Annotated in this window: 13 protein-coding genes; 3 read left to right on the forward strand and 10 right to left on the reverse strand. The window is 61.3% G+C overall.

The features are described from left to right. The 5 genes from RV1423_RS23835 to RV1423_RS23860 form a co-directional block, all read right to left on the reverse strand. A partial coding sequence (locus tag RV1423_RS23835; RefSeq protein ID WP_051516906.1) for a type VI secretion system Vgr family protein occupies positions 1 to 2,408 on the reverse strand: 2,408 nt, incomplete at its 3' end. 354 nt (positions 2,409 to 2,762) lie between these two features. After that, positions 2,763 to 3,800 carry an L-idonate 5-dehydrogenase gene (locus tag RV1423_RS23845; protein WP_034302373.1) on the reverse strand — a complete coding sequence of 346 codons (1,038 nt, stop codon included), beginning with the start codon at positions 3,798 to 3,800 and terminating at the stop codon, positions 2,763 to 2,765. Between the two features lie 20 nt (positions 3,801 to 3,820). Beyond that, entirely contained in the window at positions 3,821 to 4,606 is a 786-nt protein-coding gene (locus RV1423_RS23850) for an SDR family NAD(P)-dependent oxidoreductase (RefSeq protein ID WP_034302376.1), read from the reverse strand. A gap of 37 nt (positions 4,607 to 4,643) precedes the next feature. Further along, positions 4,644 to 6,182, reverse strand: coding sequence for a gluconokinase (gene gntK, locus RV1423_RS23855; protein WP_034302378.1), 1,539 nt, complete (start codon positions 6,180 to 6,182; stop codon positions 4,644 to 4,646). Between the two features lie 55 nt (positions 6,183 to 6,237). Next, positions 6,238 to 7,590, reverse strand: coding sequence for a GntP family permease (locus RV1423_RS23860; protein WP_034302381.1), 1,353 nt, complete (start codon positions 7,588 to 7,590; stop codon positions 6,238 to 6,240). A 379-nt stretch (positions 7,591 to 7,969) separates the two neighbouring features. On the opposite strand from RV1423_RS23860, the gene RV1423_RS23865 reads away from it, so the two are divergent. After that, a complete protein-coding gene (locus RV1423_RS23865) occupies positions 7,970 to 9,028 on the forward strand; it encodes a LacI family DNA-binding transcriptional regulator (RefSeq protein ID WP_034302383.1) in 1,059 nt (352 codons plus the stop codon). A 222-nt stretch (positions 9,029 to 9,250) separates the two neighbouring features. Next, positions 9,251 to 11,014 carry a gamma-glutamyltransferase gene (ggt, locus tag RV1423_RS23870; RefSeq protein WP_034302385.1) on the forward strand — a complete coding sequence of 588 codons (1,764 nt, stop codon included), beginning with the start codon at positions 9,251 to 9,253 and terminating at the stop codon, positions 11,012 to 11,014. 202 nt (positions 11,015 to 11,216) lie between these two features. Here ggt and tcdA read toward each other — a convergent pair whose 3' ends face one another. The 4 genes from tcdA to yajC form a co-directional block, all read right to left on the reverse strand. Next, the gene (tcdA, locus tag RV1423_RS23875; protein ID WP_034302388.1) at positions 11,217 to 12,077 is read right to left on the reverse strand and encodes a tRNA cyclic N6-threonylcarbamoyladenosine(37) synthase TcdA; all 861 of its coding nucleotides are present in this window, start codon (positions 12,075 to 12,077) and stop codon (positions 11,217 to 11,219) included. A gap of 74 nt (positions 12,078 to 12,151) precedes the next feature. After that, positions 12,152 to 13,096: a protein translocase subunit SecF gene (gene secF / locus RV1423_RS23880; RefSeq protein ID WP_034302390.1), complete on the reverse strand. Its 945-nt coding sequence runs from the start codon at positions 13,094 to 13,096 to the stop codon at positions 12,152 to 12,154. A 72-nt stretch (positions 13,097 to 13,168) separates the two neighbouring features. After that, positions 13,169 to 15,055, reverse strand: a complete 1,887-nt coding sequence (gene secD, locus RV1423_RS23885) for a protein translocase subunit SecD (protein WP_034302393.1) — start codon at positions 15,053 to 15,055, stop codon at positions 13,169 to 13,171. Between the two features lie 108 nt (positions 15,056 to 15,163). Continuing rightward, positions 15,164 to 15,442: a preprotein translocase subunit YajC gene (yajC, locus tag RV1423_RS23890; protein ID WP_051516907.1), complete on the reverse strand. Its 279-nt coding sequence runs from the start codon at positions 15,440 to 15,442 to the stop codon at positions 15,164 to 15,166. Between the two features lie 279 nt (positions 15,443 to 15,721). Here yajC and RV1423_RS23895 point away from each other — a divergent pair, with 279 nt between their 5' ends. Further along, the gene (locus RV1423_RS23895; protein WP_034302398.1) at positions 15,722 to 17,368 is read left to right on the forward strand and encodes an acyl-CoA synthetase; all 1,647 of its coding nucleotides are present in this window, start codon (positions 15,722 to 15,724) and stop codon (positions 17,366 to 17,368) included. Positions 17,369 to 17,460: 92 nt separating this feature from the next. On the opposite strand, the gene RV1423_RS23900 is transcribed toward RV1423_RS23895, so the two are convergent. After that, positions 17,461 to 18,651 (reverse strand): porin, encoded by a 1,191-nt coding sequence (locus RV1423_RS23900; protein WP_034302401.1) that lies wholly within the window; start codon positions 18,649 to 18,651, stop codon positions 17,461 to 17,463. Positions 18,652 to 18,890 lie beyond the last annotated feature (239 nt).

The raw sequence follows: 18,890 nt of genomic DNA on the forward strand, positions 1-18,890 counted from the left end.
ACGCCGCCGTGATTGCCGATGATCGTTTTTGTCGCCTGACGGATTGTCGATTGTTGGCTAAATCCCCAACGCACGCCGAATTGCTCGTCGAACTTGGCCTGCGTCCAGGTGTTCATTTGCCGCATCAGGCTGGTCGGTCCCTCCTTGACGACGCTGCGAATCTTGAGATTGAGCTTGCCGTCTCCGCCGATCTCGACGTTGTCGCCGAGGATCTTGATGTAAGCGCTGCCGCTGTGCAGGACGATGCCATTGGCGGCATTGACCACGGTCTTGCCGGCGGCGCTGGTGATCTGCACGTCCCGTTGACCGACCATTTCCAGATTGTCGCTTTGGGCCTGTATCTGTACCTTGCCTTGGGCGGCGAACAGTTTGATGCCCATCTTGTGGGCGAACATGGACATCCCTTGGCTGGCGGCTAACAAGAAACGCTTGCCGACGCTAATGCTGTGGTCGTCGCCGCTGTGCTGCATGATGTCTTGTCCAGCCGACAGATTGATATGGCTGGGCGTGGCGGCGGCAATGCCTTCCGGCGAGGACAGCAGCAGCACGGCTTGTTTGAGTTCGGCCACGCTGTTGGCGAGCCAGTCGTTGTGCTCGCGCAGTGCGGCGACTTCGGCCTTGGCGACGGCGGCGGCTTGCGCGAGCCCTTGTGTGTGGGCTTGCAGTTGTTGCAGCAAGGTTTGCGCAGCTTGCATGTCCAGTTGCTGGCCGCGGGCCTCGCTTTGCATGTCGGCGCTGACAAACAATCCCTTGCCGCCCCGGATGGCGCCATGACCATCGGTCCTCAGTTCAAAGCCTTGACCGCGCTCCTGACGCTGGCTGTCGACCAGATGCCCCAGGTTCAATTGACTCTTGCCATGCTCAGTAGCCAGCTTGATGTGCTCTTGCCCCTTCCAGTCTTCCATCCTGAGCTTGTTGTTGCTTTGCGTGCGAATGACGTTGCGGCTCAGCCAGCGGTTCTCGGTGGTGATGTGGTCGGGCTGGCGGCTGTTGTGGTGCAGGTGGGCGATGTAGGGCTTGTTGGGATTGCCGTCCATGAAGGCAATCGCCGCTTCGGTGCCGTCGATGATGGGGAAGTGGAAGCCGGTTTCGTTGGCCCCTGCAAACGGTTTAGCAAGGCGCAACGGCACGCTCTCCTGGCCCGGATCCCATTCGTCGAAATCAAGATCGAAGCGCACCTTGTAATGACCGTGCTTCGTGATGTAGGCATGGGGATATTGGTTCGGCGAGGTGACTCTTGCCGACAGTGTTCCGGCGATCTTCGGCCAGTTGGCTTCGTCGAGCGGGATGCGGAAGCGCCGGTCGCTGGGGATGGCTGTGTAGCTGTTCCTGTAGGCAGCATCCCGTGCGCCGCTGTGGGTGACGCTGACGATGACCTGGCCATTGGGCGCATCGGGCAGGGACTGATCCATGCGCAGGATGCGCGCCGGGCGCAGTTCGAGGATGTTGCTCTGGCCGGTGTAGGTGATTTGGTGGGCGATGGCGGCTTCGTGGCGCAGTTGTGCTTCCCATTTGGCCTGTTTCTGATCCAGATGGTGGCTGCCGTAGACGTAGGGTTGTCCATAGGTGGTCTTGTCGGCGCGGGCGATATTCGCTTCTTCCTTGAAACGCTCCCAGGCGTTGTCGGGGTGATAATCGGCCACCAGATACGAAGCGGGAACTGTCTGCGATTGCGTTTGCAGACTAAACACCGTTTCCTGGCCCGACTCCAGTCCGGCTGTTTCGCGATACGGAACGCGTAATTCAGGTAGATAAATGTAATGGTCGATGTCGTCGCCGAAGACGATGATGTCGCCGAACTTGCCGGGGGTGAAGTAGCTATACAGACCTTCCTGCCGCATGAGCAGATGGATGTAGTCCCAGTCGCTCATCTGGTATTGCAGGCGAAAAGCATGCAAAGAATAGGTTCTGCGGGTCTTGAAGAGGAACTGGTTGCCGTTGAAGTCATGTCTGCGCAGGATGGCTTCGATGATTTGCGGTGCGGTCTTGTGTTGGAACACGCGGCTGGCGTGGGTCAGGTGCAGACGCGCGACCAGCGGTTCGATGACGAATTCGTAGCTGTGGAAGTCGGCGGTCTGTTTGAGTTTGTTGAACCGGGTAATGCAACCGGCGAAGGTGCGGCCCTCGGGGGCATCGTTGGCGTAGCCGGTGAGCGCATCGATGGCGGATGGCGTGATCTTGAAGCTGGCGTCCTTGCCAAGATAGTCGGCGCGATGCAGTTCTTGCGGATGGGTGAGTTGGATGGTGATGCGGTAGGGCTCGCCCAAGGTCTCGACGGCTTCGAAGGAGACGACCGACAGCAGTGCCGCAGAGGCGGTACCGGGAACGATCACATGGTATTGCTGCTGGCCGGCGAGGGTCTTGAGAAACGATGTCGCGAAGTGATTCGGGGTGGGCAGATCGGGCATGGCGATGCTCCTTGGAAAGGAATGGTGTTCGCCATGCTAGGGGGATTTGTTTTAAAGATGAATGGGCTGAATCGAGAAAAGAATTCTATTTTGTAAATATTTTAAAAAATGAAAATATGTCGATGGCCTTCTTAGTAACAATACGATTGAATACCGAGTAAAAATTTGTATAGACCACCTGATAGAAAAGACTGAGTAAAAATACCAGTAAAATTTTTCTCTCGATTCTTTCAAGAAAATTATTCCAAACAGCAGCAATCGTCCTGATGAAAGACCATCCATCGAAGAATGGCGCCCAACCAGAACGCATCTCACGCCTATTCATGAAATGAGTTCTAATTTTGCAACAGCTTCTTAGTCGAAACTCAACTGCACCTTCATCATCTTCGAACGATCGCCGGCGATCTCGAACGCCTCCACCGATTTCTCGAACGGATAAGTCGCCGAAATCAGCGGCTTGACGTCGACCAGCCTCTTGTTCATCAGTTCGACTGCCAGCGCGAACTCTTCGTGGAAGCGGAAAGCGCCGCGCCATTCGAGTTCCTTGCCGACCAGCAGATTGGCCGGGAAATTGATGTCGCCGCCCAGGCCGACCTGCACGATCACCGCGCCCGGACGCAGCGTGTCGAGCGCGCCGCGCAGTGCCTGTTCGTTGCCGCTGGCTTCAAACAGCACGTCGAAAGTGCCCTTGTCCTGCGTGAAAGCCTTGAGCGCCTCGGCATCCTGCGCGACGTTGATGGCCTGGTCGGCGCCGACTTTCAAGGCGCTTTCCAGAGGCATCTTCGCAACGTCGGTGACGACGATCTGCAATGCCCCGGCGCGGCGCGCGGCGATCACGGTCAGGGCGCCGATCGGGCCGCAACCGGTGACCAGCACGCGCTTGCCGAACAGCGGGCCGGCGCGGCGCACTGCATGCAGCGCCACCGACAGCGGCTCTGCCATGGCGGCCTCGCCGTCGGTGACGTGATCGGCGACGACGTGGGCCTGCGCGCGTTCGATGACGATTTCCTGGCGGAACGCGCCCTGCACGTGCGGCATGCGCATGGCGCTGCCGTAGAAGCGCATGTCGAGGCAATGGTTGTGCTTGCCTTCCTGGCAGTATTTGCACAGGCCGCAAGGATTGCTCGGGCTGATGGCGATGCGCGTGCCCGGCGCGATGTCGCCGATGGCGGAACCGGTCTCGGCGATCACGCCCGACACTTCGTGGCCGAGCACCATCGGTTCCTTGATGCGTACCGTACCGAAGCCGCCGTTGTGATAATAGTGCAAGTCTGAACCGCAGATGCCGCCGGCCTTCACCCTGACCTTGAGCTGATGCGGCTGCAGTGCGGCGGTTTCCAGTTCCTGCACGCGCAGGTCGTGTGGCGCGTGAATGACGATGCCTTGTTGCATGATGTGGTCCTTGTTGTCTTTTATAAAGTTGCCGTGACGCCGCCGTCGACGTACAGGATGTGGCCGTTGACGAATTTCGACGCGTCGCTGGAGAGGAACACCGCCGCGCCCACCAGGTCTTCGACGTCGCCCCAGCGGCGCGACGGTGTGCGGCCGATCAGCCATTCGGAAAATTTCTCATCGGCGACCAGCGCCATATTCATCTCGGTCTTGAAATAACCAGGACCGAGGCCGTTGACTTGCAGGCCGTATTTGCCCCAGTCGATCGCCATGCCCTTGGTGAACATCTTCACCGCACCCTTGGTGGCCGTGTAGGGCGCGATATTGGGGCGGCCCAGCTCGCTCTGCACCGAACAGACGTTGATGATCTTGCCGCGGCCGCGCCTGATCATGCCCTGCGCGACCGCCTTGGCGGTGAAGAAAACGCTGTTGAGATTGGTGCTGATCAGGTCGTTCCAGTCGGATTCCTTGAAGTCTTCCAACGGCGCGCGGCGCTGGATGCCGGCGTTGTTGAACAGGATGTCGATGGGGCCGATGCCGGCTTCGATCTTCGCCACGGCGGCCTCCACCGAAGCGGAGGAAGTCGCGTCGAAGGGAGACTCATGGATCGTGTAGCCTTCCGCGCGCAACTGCGCTGCGACAGCCGCCAGCTTGGCGGCATCGCGGCCATTGAGCACGATGGCGGCGCCGGCCGCGGCCAGGCCGCGCGCCAGCGCCAGGCCGATGCCGCCGCTGGAGCCGGTGATCAGCGCCAGCCGTCCTTCCAGCGAAAAACTTTGCAGGCCTGCGGGTAGTGTTGCCGTCATGCTGTCTCCTTGTTCTTATCGTAGGGATGAAAAATCGCTATTTCACGTTGAGGCGCTGGAATTCGGACAGCGCCCGGTATTCATCGGCCAGCTTGTGCGGGATCGACATGAAGATCGGCCGCAGGCGTTCGTAGATGGCGACGTTCGCCTCGATCGGCACATGGCGGTTGGTCGACCCGACCATGTCCGAAATCACGTCGAGCGACTTGATCATGCCGAGCGCGAACAGGCCGAGCACCGCCGCGCCGAGACAGGACGATTCGACGCTTTGCGGCACCACCACTTCGCGATTGAAAATATCGGCCATCATCTGCCGCCATAGCGCCGAGCGGGCGAAGCCGCCGGTCGCCATCATGCGCCTGGTCGGGCCGATCAGGTCTTCGACTGCAGGCAGGATGGTGTAGAGATTGAAGATCACGCCCTCCAGCGCGGCGCGGATCATGTGTTCCTTGCGATGATGCAGTGCCAGCCCGAAGAAGGAGCCGCGCAAGTCGGCATTCCACAGCGGCGCGCGTTCGCCCGCCATGTAGGGATGGAACAGCAGCCCCTCCGCGCCCGGCGACACCTGCTCGGCGATGCGCGTCAAGGCATCGTAAGGATCGACGCCGGCCTGGCGCGCGGTCTCCGCTTCGGCGGTGGCCAGCTCGTCGCGCACCCAGTGGAAGATATTGCCGCCGTTGTTGACGGGGCCGCCGACCACCCAGTGTTTTTGCGTCAATGCATAGCAGAAGGTGCGGCCGGAGGGATCGGTCATCGGCCGGTCGATCACGGTGCGCATGGCGCCGGAAGTGCCGATGGTGACCGCGACCTGTCCCGGATGGATGGCGTTGACGCCGAGATTGGACAGCACGCCGTCGTTGGCGCCGACGACGAAAGGCGTGTCCGCGTTCAGCCCAAGTTGCGCTGCGACCTCGGCGGGCAATCCCTGCACATGATGCGTGGTGGGCACCGGCTCGGACAACTGCGCGGCGTCGATGCCGAGCAAGGCCAGCGCGCCGCTGTCCCAGTCGAGTTGCTGCAGGTTGAACAGCCCCGTGGCCGAAGCGATCGAGTAGTCGACCAGCCAGCGGCCGAACAGGCGGAAGAAGACGTATTCCTTCACACCCACAAAACGTGTGGCGCGCGCGTAAACGTCCGGATGGTCGTAGCGCAGCCACATCAGTTTGCACAGCGGCGACATCGGATGGATGGGCGTGCCGGTGCGCTGATAGATGGCCTGGCCGTCATGTTCTTCGCGGATGCGGCGCGCCCACTGGCTGGCGCGATTGTCGGCCCAGGTGATGCTGTTGGTGAGCGGCTGGTTGTCCTTGTCGATGGCGATCACGCTGTGCATCGCGGCGCTGAAAGAAACCAGCGCAATGTCGCCGGCCCTGGCCCTGGCGGCGTTGACTGCCTGGCCGATGGACGCCAGCACGGCATCGTAAATTTGCAACGGGTCCTGCTCGGCCATGCCGGGCACGGTGCAGAGCAAGGGATATTCGACTGCATGCTGGGCAACGACCTGGCCGTCCAACGTGAACACGACAGTTTTGGTGCTGGTGGTGCCGATATCGACGCCGAGCATGAAGTGCGACATGGGGTATTTCCTTATTTCCGTCAATCTGCCGCCGCCTGCGCAATGCCTTGCCGCGTCAGACGACGAGATTGAGCAACATGATGAAGACGATCGCAACCACCGAGATGATGGTTTCCATCGCCGTCCAGGTCTTGAACGTTTCGCCCACGCTCATGTTGAAGTATTCCTTGACCAGCCAGAAGCCGGCATCGTTGACGTGCGACAGGATCAGCGATCCGGCGCCGGTCGCCAGCACCAGCAGTTCGCGGTTGGTGCCGGGGATCAGCGTCACCAGCGGCGCCACGATGCCCGCGCCGGTGATGGTCGCCACCGTCGCCGAACCGGTCGCCACGCGAATCACGCCGGCCACGAACCAGGCCAGCAGCAGCGGCGAGACTTGCGCATGCACGGCCAGTTGGCCGATCGCGGTGCCGACGCCGCTGTTGACCAGCATCTGCTTGAAACCGCCGCCGGCGCCGATGATCAGCACGATCGCCGCGGTCGGCGCCAGGCTCTGGTCGACGAACTTCAACACTTGCTGGCGCGTGAAACCGCGCGCCATGCCGAAAGTGTACAGCGACAGCAGCAGCGCCGCCAGCAAGGCCACGATGGGGTTGCCGATGAAATCCATCAGGTCGCGCATGGCGCTGCCGTCCGGCAAGGCGACGTCGACGAAGGTCTTGAGCAGCATCAGGAACACCGGCGACAGCACGGTGACCAGCGTGATGCCGAAACCGGGAAGATTCCTGGCTTGCGGTTCGCGCGCCAGTTGTTCCATCAATTCTTCCGACGGTTTGATGTCGACGTATTTGGCAATGAAGGCGCCGAACATCGGACCAGCGATGATCACGGTCGGCAGGCCGACGATGAGGCCGTAGAAAATGGTCTTGCCGATATCCGCCCCGAACACGCCGATGGCCAGCAGCGGCCCCGGATGCGGCGGCACCAGGCCGTGCATCACCGACAGGCTGGCCAGCATCGGCATGCCGATCTTGAACAGCGGCACGCCCGAACGGCGCGCGACGATGAAGACCAGCGGAATCAGCAGCACGAAGCCGATTTCAAAGAACAGCGGAATGCCGACCAGGAAAGCGCCGATCATCATCGCCCAATGCACACGCTGCTTGCCGAAGGCGCGCACCAGCGTCTGTGCGATCTGGTCGGCGCCGCCGGATTCGGCCATCATCTTGCCGAGCATGGTGCCCAGGCCCAGCACGATGCCGACGAAACCGAGCACGCCGCCGAAACCGTCCTGGAAGGACTTGACGATCTTGGGCAAGGGCATGCCGGAAATCAGGCCGAGGAAACCGGACGTGATGATCAGGGCGATGAAGGGGTGGATGCGCAGGCGCGTGATCATGACGATCAGCACCAGGATCGCCAGGAAGGCGTTCAACAGCAGGCTTGCTTCGTTACTCAATCCGAACATGAGGATGTCTCCAGGGTCGTTAGCGCACACGGCGGATCCATGTCCATCCCTGCCGCGCCGTCAACACCATGCCTGCCATCCACTGCGGAATCTTTACATTGTCTCGACGACGGGACCTTGACCGGACTGCGTTCAAGCCGCCGTGTTCACTCTCTGCGTAGTGTTTATTAAAGGAAGTATGTGCCACACGCCAAAATGTTAGCGTTAACATTGGCCGCGATGATAACGCTACCAAAATTTCGATGTCAAATCATTTATATGAATATCTGCACGCTGCAAGCCTGGCCGGCACCGCATGATGCAACGCACCATCTCCGCAAAACCGCTATGGGGAAGGCGGTAAGGGTATGATGTCGGCAACTGAAATTTCCGTCCCATCATGAGCAAAAACGCCGTCGCCGAAAAACCTGCCATTGCAGCGAAAGCAGCCAAAGGAAGCCGCGCCACCGGCCGCGTGACCATCGTCGACGTCGCCGGCGAAGCGAAGGTCAGCCCGATGACCGTCTCGCGCGCGCTGAAGACGCCGGAACGGGTGCAGCAGGAAGCGCGCGACCGCATCGCGGCCGCCATCAAGAAGCTCGGCTACGTGCCCAACCAGGCGGCCAGCACGCTGGCCTCGGCGCGTTCGCAGGTGATCGGCGTGCTGGTGCCGTCGCTCACCAATGCGGTGTTCATCGAGACGCTGAGCGGCATCCGCGACTGCCTGTCGCAGGCCGGTTACCAGTTCCTGATCGGCGAAACCGGTTATTCGAAGGACAAGGAAAGCCGGTTGATTTCCACCTATCTGGCGCATGCGCCGGACGGCTTCCTGCTGTCGAGCGTGGATCAGCATGACATCCTGCGCCGGCAAATGGCGGCGGCGAATATCCCGGCGGTGCGCATGTTCGACCTCGGCAAGAGCAACAGCGACATGTCGGTCGGCTTCTCGCAGGTCAAGGCCGGTTATGCGGCGGCGCGCCATCTGATCGAGCGCGGCTACCGCCGGCCCGGCTTCCTGGCAGCCCAGCTCGATCCGCGCATGATGAAGCGGCGCGAAGGTTTTCGCAAAGGACTCATCGAAGCCGGCATCGATCCGAACGTCGAGGTCTTGCTGCCGATGCCGACCACGGTCGACATGGGCGCGCAACTGCTGGCCCGCGTGCTGGAAATCGCGCCCGATTGCGATGCCGTATTCTGCTGCAATGACGACCTCGCGTTGGGCGCCTTGTTCGAATGCCAGCGCCGCGGCATCAAGGTGCCGCAACAGATGGCGATCGCCGGCTTCAACGATTTGTCTTGGGCCGCATGCGCCACGCCGTCGATCACCACCATCGTCACGCCGCGCTACGATATCGGCTACAAGGCGGCTGAAATGCTGATCCGGCAACTCAAGGGCGAGCCGATCGAGAAGGCCCGGCTGGATCTCGGCTTCCAATTAGCCGTACGCGAAAGTACGTAGAACTCATTTCATAAATAGGCGACGGTAAAACTGAATTCATCAGTGCCCGCGATGTGCCGCCGATTGATGAAGCGGTTTTCACTTGTCCTGCACATGCGACACGCAATGTGCATCGTTGTCGATAATTCCTGTAGACAGCAAATCTCCTGAAGCTACAATCTGCGGATGCGAAAGCATGCGAATCACCACAATTACAGACTCAGACAACTTCAGGAGAACCCTATGTGGAAAATCGACGGCATGATGAAGCCGGCCTCCATGGCATTGCTGCCCCTCTGCGCCGCCCTCGCCTTCCTGCCCGCGCATGCGCAGACCGCCGCCCCGGCAAGCGCGCCGGTGGTCAAGTACGACCTGACTTACGACATCATCAGCCCGGTGCAGGCCAAGAACGGCATGGTCGCGTCCGAGCAGGAACTGGCGACGCAAGTCGGCCTCGATATCCTCAAGCGCGGCGGCAATGCGGTTGACGCCGGCGTCGCGGTCGGCTTCGCGCTGGCGGTGGTGCTGCCGAATGCCGGCAACATCGGCGGCGGCGGCTTCATGATGATCCACGACGCCAAGACCGGCAAGAACGTCGCGCTGGACTTCCGCGAAATGGCGCCGGCCAAGGCCAGCCGCGACATGTACCTGGACGACAAGGGCAACGTCGCGCCGGGCCGCTCGCTGTACACGCACCTGGCCATCGGCGTTCCCGGCACCGTGGCCGGCCTGACCCATGCGCTGCAAAAATACGGCACGATGAAACTCTCCGACGTCATCGCGCCGGCCGTCAAGCTCGCTGAAAAAGGCTATGAAGTCAGCCCCAGCCTGGCGCTGATCCTGGCGGCGGAACGCGACCACCTGGGTCAATGGGATTCCAGCAAGGCGATTTTCTTCAAGGACGGACGTCCGCTGCAAGCCGGCGAAAAGCTGGTGCAGAAGGACCTCGCCAGATCGCTCAAGCTGATCGCGAAGCAAGGTCCGTCGGTGTTCTATGAAGGCGAGATCGGCAAGAAAATCGTCGCCGAAATGGACAAGCACAACGGCCTGATCACCGCCGCCGACCTGAAGAACTACAAGGTCGTGGAACGCGAACCGGTGGTCGGCAACTATCGCGGCTATCAAGTGATGTCGATGCCGCCGCCAAGCTCGGGCGGCATCCACATCATCCAGATGATGAACATCCTGGAACGCTATCCGCTGAAGCAGTACGGCGCCGACAGCGCGCAGACCATCCACCTGATGGCCGAAGCGATGAAGCTGGCGTATGCCGATCGCGCCGAGTACCTGGGCGACCCCGACTTCAACAAGGTGCCGGTCAAGGGCCTGACCTCGCGCGCCTATGCCGACGAACTGGCCAGGAAGATCAATCCCGATCGTGCAACGCCATCTTCGGAAATCAAGCCGGGCAAACCGCAGCCGTATGAAAGCGACCAGACCACCCACTTCTCGGTGGCCGACAAAGCCGGCAACCTGGTCGCCACGACTTACACGCTGAACCTGAACTTCGGCAGCGGCATCGTCGCCGCCGGCACCGGCATCACGCTCAACAACGAAATGGACGACTTCTCGGCCAAGCCGGGCGTACCGAACGCCTTCGGCCTGGTGGGCGGCGAAGCCAATGCGGTCGGTCCGGGCAAACGTCCGTTGAGTTCGATGTCGCCGACCTTTGTGCTGAAGGACGGCAAACCGTTCCTGGTCACCGGCAGCCCGGGCGGCAGCCGCATCATCACGACCACCATGCAGACCATCCTGAACGTGATCGAGCACGACATGAACGTCGCCGAAGCGACCATCACGCCGCGCATCCATCATCAATGGGCGCCGGACCAGTTGCGCATCGAAAAGGGCATCAGCGCCGATACGATCAAGATCCTGCAGGACAAGGGGCAGAAGATCAGCGTGCAGCCGTCGATGGGACGCACCCAGACCATCCAGATCAAGGATGGGATGTTCTATGGTTACTCCGATCCGCGGAATCCGGATGGACGGACGTTGGGGTTCTGACGGTTTAGTTGCTGTCTGCTGACATGGAAATGCCGCCTGGTTGGAGTCAGTTCAGGCGGCATTTTTTATTGTTCCGACTTTACGTTCGCTGTTGTTGATTCTGTTCTTTCTTTGATCAACCTTGTCGGGCCGCCCCCGACAAACCAAGGCTGATCGCAGAAAAAACAGGATCAGCTACCCACACAAACAGGTGGGGACAAGCTCAAGGCCTCTCCGCAATCTTCCTCAGCACAAACCCCGCCGCCACCAACCCAAACGAAGCCGTCACCACCATCGCCGACCCGAACCCCGCGCAATTCAACCCGGTAACGCCGGCCTCCTGCCGACGCCCATCCGCATCGACGGTATCCAGCCCGTCCGCGGCATCGTCGGTATCGACCTCACAGACCTCGCCTTCGGGAAAACGCAGAGGCTCGGTGGAAAACACCGCATCGATACCGAACTTGTTCTTGGTCCCGCGCGGAAACTTGTGCCACGCGCGCAGACGCTTGCGCACTTTCGCCAGCAAAGGCTCCTGCTCGGTACGGCAGAGATCGCGAATCTCGATTTTGGTCGGATCGATCTGCCCGCCCGCGCCGCCGATGGTCACCAGCGGCACCTTGTGCTCACGGCAATAAGCGATCAGGGCCACCTTCGCGCGCACGTTGTCGATCGCATCGACCACATAATCGAAACGCCCCTCGCCGATCATCTCGCCGACGTTGTCCGGCGTCAGGAAATCTTCCACCTCGGTGACTTCGCAGTAAGGATTGATCTGCATGATGCGTTCATGCAGCGCGGTGACCTTGGCCTTGCCGAGCGTGTCGGTGAGCGCATGGATCTGACGGTTGACGTTGGACTCGGCCAGATTGTCGAGATCGATCATGGTGATCTTGCCGATGGCGCTGCGCGCCAGCGCTTCGACGATCCACGAGCCGACGCCGCCGACGCCAACCACGCAGACATGCGCCGCGCGAAAACGCGCCAGGCCCTGGGCGCCGTACAAACGGGCGATGCCGCCGAAACGGCGGTCGAAATCGATATCGGCGTCGCCGGCGGCAACGACAGGTTCAACGTTGGACATGATGATTATCAAAGTAAAACAGGCTGTTTCCGGGGAAACAGCCTGCGGTCATACAAACCTTCTGCGTGGAAAACTTATACCACGGCGCCGTCGGTCTCGTCTTTCGGCTTGGCCGGCTTGATCAGGTCTTCGCGCTTGACGCCCAGCCACATGGCGATGGCGGCGGCAACGAACACCGACGAATAGATGCCGAACAAGATGCCGATGGTCAGCGCCACCGCGAAGTAATGCAGCGTCGGGCCGCCGAAGATCAGCATCGACAAGACCATCATTTCCGTGCTGCCGTGAGTGATGATGGTCCGGGAAATCGTGCTCGTGATCGCATGGTTCAGCACTTCCGGCGCGCTCAGCTTGCCATAGCGGCGATCGCGGAAGGCTTCGCGCACCCGGTCGAACACCACCACCGATTCGTTGACCGAATAGCCCAGCACCGCCAGCACCGCCGCCAGCACCGTCAGCGAGAACTCCCACTGGAAGAAGGCGAAGAAGCCGAGGATGATCACCACGTCATGCAAGTTGGCGATGACGGCGGCGACTGCGAATTTCCATTCGAAGCGGAAAGCCAGGTAGATCACGATGCCGATCACCACCATGCCGAGCGCCATCAGGCCGTCGTGCGCCAGCTCGTCGCCGACTTGCGGGCCGACGAATTCGACGCGCTGCAGCTTGACCTCAGGCTCCTGCGCCTTGAGCGCCGCGACCACCTGCTCGCTTTGCTGGGTGGCGTTGACGCCGCGCTGCGCCGGCAAGCGGATCATCACGTCCTGCGCGGTGCCGAAACTTTGCACCTGCGTATCGGTAAAGCCGAGGCCCTCGACCGACTTGCGGATGCTTTCGATGTTGGCGGCCTTCGGATAGGCGACCTCCATCACGGTGCCGCCGGTGAATTCGATCGAGAAGTGCAGTCCCCTGGAAAACAGGAAGAACACCGCCAGCACGAAGGTCAGCGCCGAGATGATATTGAATATCAGCGCATGGCGCATGAAGGGGATATCTTTTTTGATGCGGAAAAATTCCATCACATACCTTTCTGTTCCGCGTCTTTGCCGGCTATCCGGCAAGGACGCATTGGATCGTTCTGTTCGCTGCGCTTATTTGACGCCGGCTTTGACATCGGTCTTGGCCTGCGGCTTCCAAATCTGGCCGATGGCGAGACTGGTCAGCTTCTTCTTGCGACCGTACCACAGGTTGACGATGCCGCGCGAGAAGAACACGGCCGAGAACATCGACGTCAGGATGCCCAGGCAGTGCACCACCGCAAAACCGCGAATCGCGCCGGAACCGAAAATCAGCAACGCCAGGCCGGCGATCAGCGTGGTGACGTTGGAGTCGAGAATGGTCGCCCAGGCGCGTTCGAAGCCGATCGCGATGGCCGCTTGCGGCGAATTGCCGTTGCGCAGCTCTTCGCGGATGCGTTCGTTGATCAGCACGTTGGAGTCGATCGCCATCCCCAGCGCCAGCGCAATCGCGGCGATGCCGGGCAGGGTCAGCGTGGCTTGCAGCGTCGACAGGACCGCGATCAGGAGCAGCACGTTGACCGACAGCGCCAGCGCGCTGAACAGGCCGAACAACTGGTAGTACACGATCATGAACACGGCCATCGCGGCGAAGCCGTACAGCGTCGCGTCGAAGCCCTTCCTGATGTTTTCGGCGCCGAGCTGCGGACCGATGGTGCGTTCTTCAATGATTTCCATCGGCGCGGCCAGCGAACCGGCGCGCAGCAGCAGCGCCAGATCGCTGGCGGCTTCGGCCGAACCCATGCCGGTGATCTGGAAGCGCGAGCCGAGTTCGTCGCGGATGGTCGCCACCGTCAGGACTTCACCCTTACCCTTTTCAAACAGGACGATGGCCATGTTCTTGCCGATCTTGTCGCGGGTCGAGTCGCGCATCTTGCGGCCGCCGTCGCCGTTGAGGTCGATGCTGACCGACGGCTGGTGGTTCTGGTCGAAGCTGGCCGACGCGTTGGAGATGTAGTCGCCGGTGATGACCGGGTCCTTGTACAACACCACCGGCGCGCCCCGGCCGACCTTGAACAGTTCGGAGCCGAACGGCACGGCGGCGGTTTCTTCGGTGCCGCGGGTCACGGACTCGTCGACCATGCGCACTTCCAGCGTGGCGGTGCGGCCGATGATGTCCTTGGCGCGCGAGACGTCCTGCACGCCCGGCATCTGGATCACGATGCGATCGGCGCCCTGGCGCTGGATCACGGGCTCGGTGACGCCGAGTTCATTGACGCGCTTGGAGAGCGTGGAAATATTCTGCTTGACGCCGTCTTCCTGCGCTTGCTTCAACGCTTCGGGACGCAAGGTCGCGATCAGCTTCAGATCTTCGCCGCTGCCGGCATCTTGCAGCGCCAGTTCGGAGACTTCGCCGGCCAATGCGCTCCTGGCCTTGTCGCGGGTGTCGGCGTCGCGGAACAGGATCTCGATCTGGTCGCCGTTGCGATTGATGCCGTTATGGCGGATGTTCTTGTCGCGCAAAATGCTGCGCACGCTGGCCTGCAAGCCTTGCAGGCGCTTGTTCAGCACCGCCTTGACGTCGACCTGCATCAGGAAATGCACGCCGCCGCGCAAGTCCAGCCCCAGGAACATCGGAAAGGCATGCATGCTTTGCAGCCACTGCGGCGTGTTCGGCAGCAGGTTGAAAGCGACGATATAGGTCGGATCGGCGGGGTCGCTGTTCAGGCCTTTTTCCAGCAGGGCCTTGGCCTTGAACTGGATGTCGGTGCTGGCGAACCGGGCGCGCACGGAGGGCTGTGCGCCGCTGTTGTCGAAAACGATGCTCTCTGGCGCGAGGCTGCCTTGCTGCAGGATCTGCTGCACGCGCTCGGTCACCGCGCTATCCACCTTGATGGTGGATTTGGCGCTGCTGATTTGCACGGCAGGCGATTCGCCGAAGAAATTGGGCAGCGTGTACAGCGTGCCGAACAGCAGCGCTATGACGATCAGGACGTACTTCCAGAGAGGATAACGATTCATATTGATTCAGCGTTGATGATGAACATCCAGGTTGGATATAAGCATGGGCGCATCCACGCCTTGCGGAATGCGCCCAGGGTCAGGCCTTGGCCAGCCCGGCCGGACTGGTTACAGTCCCTTGAGGGTGCCCTTCGGCAGCAGCGTGGTGATGGCGGACTTCTGCACCACGACTTCATTGCCTTCCGAGACTTCCACCGTCACGTAGGCATCGGCGACCTTGACCACCCTGCCCAGCAGACCGCCGGAGGTCACGACTTCGTCGCCCTTGGCGAGCGCGTCCATCATGGCCTTTTGTTCTTTTTGACGCTTCATCTGAGGACGGATCATCAGGAAGTACAACACAACGAACATCAGGATGATGGGCAGGAAGCTGGTCAGATTGCCCATCAGGCCGCCTGGGCCCGCAGCAGTGGTTTGTGCAATTGCATCGGTAATAAACACGTGTCGCTCCAAATGGTTGTTTAAAAAATAGCCCCGCATTTTAGCATTGCGCCGGGCGCTTCTCCCCATTCCGGACCGGCCGAAACAGGCGAAAGCGCCGTCAACAGGGAAAAATAGGCTTGCCGCAAGGAAAAATTGTTATATCGGCATCGCCAACATGGGGGCATAGCGGTACATTAACAAGCAAATCAATACCGAATATAAGATCAGGAGACCCGCTCAACCATGCTGCCCACCCACGCCCGGCCTTATCAGGACATCAACAACGCCTTCCGCTGGGAGATTCCCGAACATTACAACATCGGCATCGACGTCTGCGACAAATGGGCCGTGCGCGATCCGGGCAGGCTCGCGCTGGTCCACGTCGGGGCCGACGGCGCCAGCCGCAATTACAGCTTCGGCGAAATCAGGGAAAGCTCGGATCGCCTCGGCAACCTGCTGCTGTCGACCGGCGTCGCGCCCGGCGACCGCATCGGCATCCTGTTGCCGCAAGCGCCCGAAACGGCGATCGCGCACGTCGCCGCCTACAAGATCGGCGCCATTGCGATTCCGCTGTTTGCCCTGTTCGGCGCCGAAGCGCTTGAATATCGCCTGCGCGACAGCGGCACGCGCGCGATCGTCACCAATGCCGCCGGCGCCGCCAAGCTGGCCGGCATCCGCGACCGCCTGCCGGCGCTGAAGACCGTTTTCACCATCGACGGCGCCTTCGACGGCACGCAGGATCTGCATCAGGCGTTGAAACACGCGAGCAGCGATCTCACGCCGGTGCTGACCAAAGCCGACGATCCGGCGGTCATCATCTACACCTCCGGCACCACCGGCCAGCCCAAGGGCGCGCTGCACGCGCACCGCGTGCTGCCGGGCCATTTGCCCGGCGTGGAGATGTCGCACAACCTGTTTCCGCTGGACGGCGACCGCATCTGGACGCCCGCCGACTGGGCCTGGATCGGCGGCTTGCTCGACGTGCTGCTGCCGGCCTGGCACCACGGCGTGACGGTGGTCGCGCATCGTTTTGAAAAATTCACCGGCGAAGCGGCCTTCCAATTATTGCAGGATCATGGCGTGCGCAATACGTTCCTGCCGCCGACCGCGCTGAAGATGATGCGCACGGTCGCCGATCCCGAACAGCGCTGGCGCTACCAATTACGATCGGTCGCCAGCGGCGGCGAATCGCTCGGCACGGAATTGCTCGACTGGGGCCGCAAGACTTTCGGCCTGACGATCAACGAGTTTTACGGCCAGACCGAATGCAACATGACGGTGTCGTCCTGCGCCGCCATCATGGATTGCCGTCCCGGCGCCATCGGCCGCGCCGCGCCCGGCCACAGGCTCGCGATCGTCGACGCCGACGGCAAGACGCTGCCTGCCGGCAGCCACGGCAACATCGCCGTGCAGCGGCCCGATCCGGTGATGTTCCTGCAGTATTGGAACAATCCGCAGGCCACCGCCGGCAAGTTCATCGGCGACTGGCTGATCACCGGCGACACCGGCTGCATGGATGAAGACGGCTACATCCGTTTCGTCGGCCGCGACGACGACGTCATCACCTCGGCCGGCTACCGCATCGGCCCCGGCGAAATCGAAGACAACATCCTGCAGCATCCGGCCGTCAAGATGGTCGCCGTGGTCGGCTCGCCGGATGCGCAGCGCACCGAGATCGTGGTGGCCGTCATCGTGCTCAACGACGGCTACGTCGGCGACGACAGTCTCAAGCGCGAGATCCAGGAGCATGTGAAAGTGCGCCTGGCGGCACACGAGTATCCGCGGGAGATTTTCTTCGTCGATGCGTTGCCGATGACGACCACCGGCAAGATGATCCGGCGCGAATTGCGCGCCAAAGTGGACGAGTGGCGCAAAGCGGCGGCAACATAAAAAAACATCCGGACCGGAAATGACCGGGCCGGATGCCAACCTCAAGCTGCTTCAGGGGATATCGACTTTAGCTGCTCGGAACCTGCTCGCTCTCAGAACAGATGGCGGAAACCGACCATCAACACCGACTGGTTGCGTCCCGACGATGGCGAACCGTTTTGCGAATCGCCGACCACCGCGACGGCATTGACGATGCTGCCGGTGCCGGCCTTGCCCAGCGTCTTGCCGCGCGCCAGTTGGTAGGCTTCCAGGAAGTAGATCGCCGAGCGCTTGGAGAAGGAATAGGTCTGCTCCAGCGCGATCTGATGGTATTTCGCGGGATCGTCGATGCCGTTGGCAGCCTTCTCGAAGGTGTAGCTGTAACCGCCGGCCAGCGCCACCTGCGGCGTCAACTGGTAGGTGGTGATCAGGCCGAGCGTCTGGAAGGTCGCCTTTTGCGCGAACAGCGATCCCGCGCCTGGCTTGTATTGCGCATTGGCGTAGTTGGCGCCGACCATCCACTTGTCGATGGTGTAGCGCATCGCGCCGGCGATCATCTGGACATTGTCCGAAGACACGTAGCCGTTGTTGACGGCCGAGGTCGAGAAGCTGCCGGATGCGGTCGAGTTCCAGGCGTTGGTCGGACCCGAGCCGTTCTTCAGGCGTTGATAGCCGAGCGCATAGTTCCATGCGCCGACGTCGTACTTCACCGCCAGGCTATAGGTGTTGCCGGTGGAGACGCTGCCCGCCGTTTCGCCGAAACCATACAATGCGCTGACTTGCGCGCCGCCAAAGACCGGCGTGGAATACGTCACCGAATTGCTGATGCGCACGGTGGTGTCGAGACCATCGACATCGCCCGGATGCGCGCCGGTCGCGCCGGTCAGCACGCTGGTCGGACCGACCGCGCCGACATACAGGAAGTAAGGCGTGTACTGGCGGCCGGTGGTGACGGTGCCGTACGCATTGTTGGTCAGGCCGACAAACGACTGGCGGTTGAACAGCGTGTTGGCTGAACTCATAGCGCCGGTGTTGATGTCGAAACCGTTTTCCAGCGTGAAGATCGCCTGCGAACCGCCGCCCAGATCTTCAGCGCCCTTGAAGCCGATCTTGCTGGCGGCGAGGTTGCCGGTGCGCAGGTACAGATTGTGCAAGCCGCCTTGATTGTTGGTGTAGACCAGGGCGTTGTCGAGCGCGCCGTAGATCGTCACGCTGCTCTGTGCGGATGCCTGCACCGATGCGCCTGCCGCGACAATCGCCAGCCCTCCCATTACCCAACTGCGTCGTAGTTTCCGTAGTTTCATTTCTTCTCCTCTTCTTATGCTCGGATGATTGCGGTATTGCTCCGCCCTAAATTGATTCCGGCTTGCGGGGCAAGACCGGATTCAAAACCTTTGCCAGGCCCGATCGCCGCGCGCAAATGAAGGCACAGGCTCACAGGCGTCAATCGCAGACGCAAAAACTCCCCCCGCGGCAGGGGCGAGCCTGTCGCAACGCATACGTAGTCAAAGGGGAACGCCGCTGGCGCGGCGCTGATCAGTTC

This window comes from Herbaspirillum sp. RV1423, from assembly GCF_000577615.1.
Classification (GTDB): domain Bacteria; phylum Pseudomonadota; class Gammaproteobacteria; order Burkholderiales; family Burkholderiaceae_D; genus Herbaspirillum.

Bases quoted from the DNA above. Each gene is read 5' to 3' on its own strand.
- RV1423_RS23895 (WP_034302398.1), top strand. From the start codon at position 15,722: ATGCTGCCCACCCACGCCCGGCCTTATCAGGACATCAACAACGCCTTC.
- tcdA (WP_034302388.1), bottom strand. From the start codon at position 12,077: ATGTCCAACGTTGAACCTGTCGTTGCCGCCGGCGACGCCGATATCGAT.
- RV1423_RS23860 (WP_034302381.1), bottom strand. From the start codon at position 7,590: ATGTTCGGATTGAGTAACGAAGCAAGCCTGCTGTTGAACGCCTTCCTG.
- yajC (WP_051516907.1), bottom strand. From the start codon at position 15,442: ATGGGCAATCTGACCAGCTTCCTGCCCATCATCCTGATGTTCGTTGTG.
- RV1423_RS23845 (WP_034302373.1), bottom strand. From the start codon at position 3,800: ATGCAACAAGGCATCGTCATTCACGCGCCACACGACCTGCGCGTGCAG.
- RV1423_RS23900 (WP_034302401.1), bottom strand. From the start codon at position 18,651: ATGAAACTACGGAAACTACGACGCAGTTGGGTAATGGGAGGGCTGGCG.
- secF (WP_034302390.1), bottom strand. From the start codon at position 13,096: ATGGAATTTTTCCGCATCAAAAAAGATATCCCCTTCATGCGCCATGCG.
- secD (WP_034302393.1), bottom strand. From the start codon at position 15,055: ATGAATCGTTATCCTCTCTGGAAGTACGTCCTGATCGTCATAGCGCTG.
- gntK (WP_034302378.1), bottom strand. From the start codon at position 6,182: ATGTCGCACTTCATGCTCGGCGTCGATATCGGCACCACCAGCACCAAA.
- RV1423_RS23850 (WP_034302376.1), bottom strand. From the start codon at position 4,606: ATGACGGCAACACTACCCGCAGGCCTGCAAAGTTTTTCGCTGGAAGGA.
- RV1423_RS23865 (WP_034302383.1), top strand. From the start codon at position 7,970: ATGAGCAAAAACGCCGTCGCCGAAAAACCTGCCATTGCAGCGAAAGCA.
- ggt (WP_034302385.1), top strand. From the start codon at position 9,251: ATGTGGAAAATCGACGGCATGATGAAGCCGGCCTCCATGGCATTGCTG.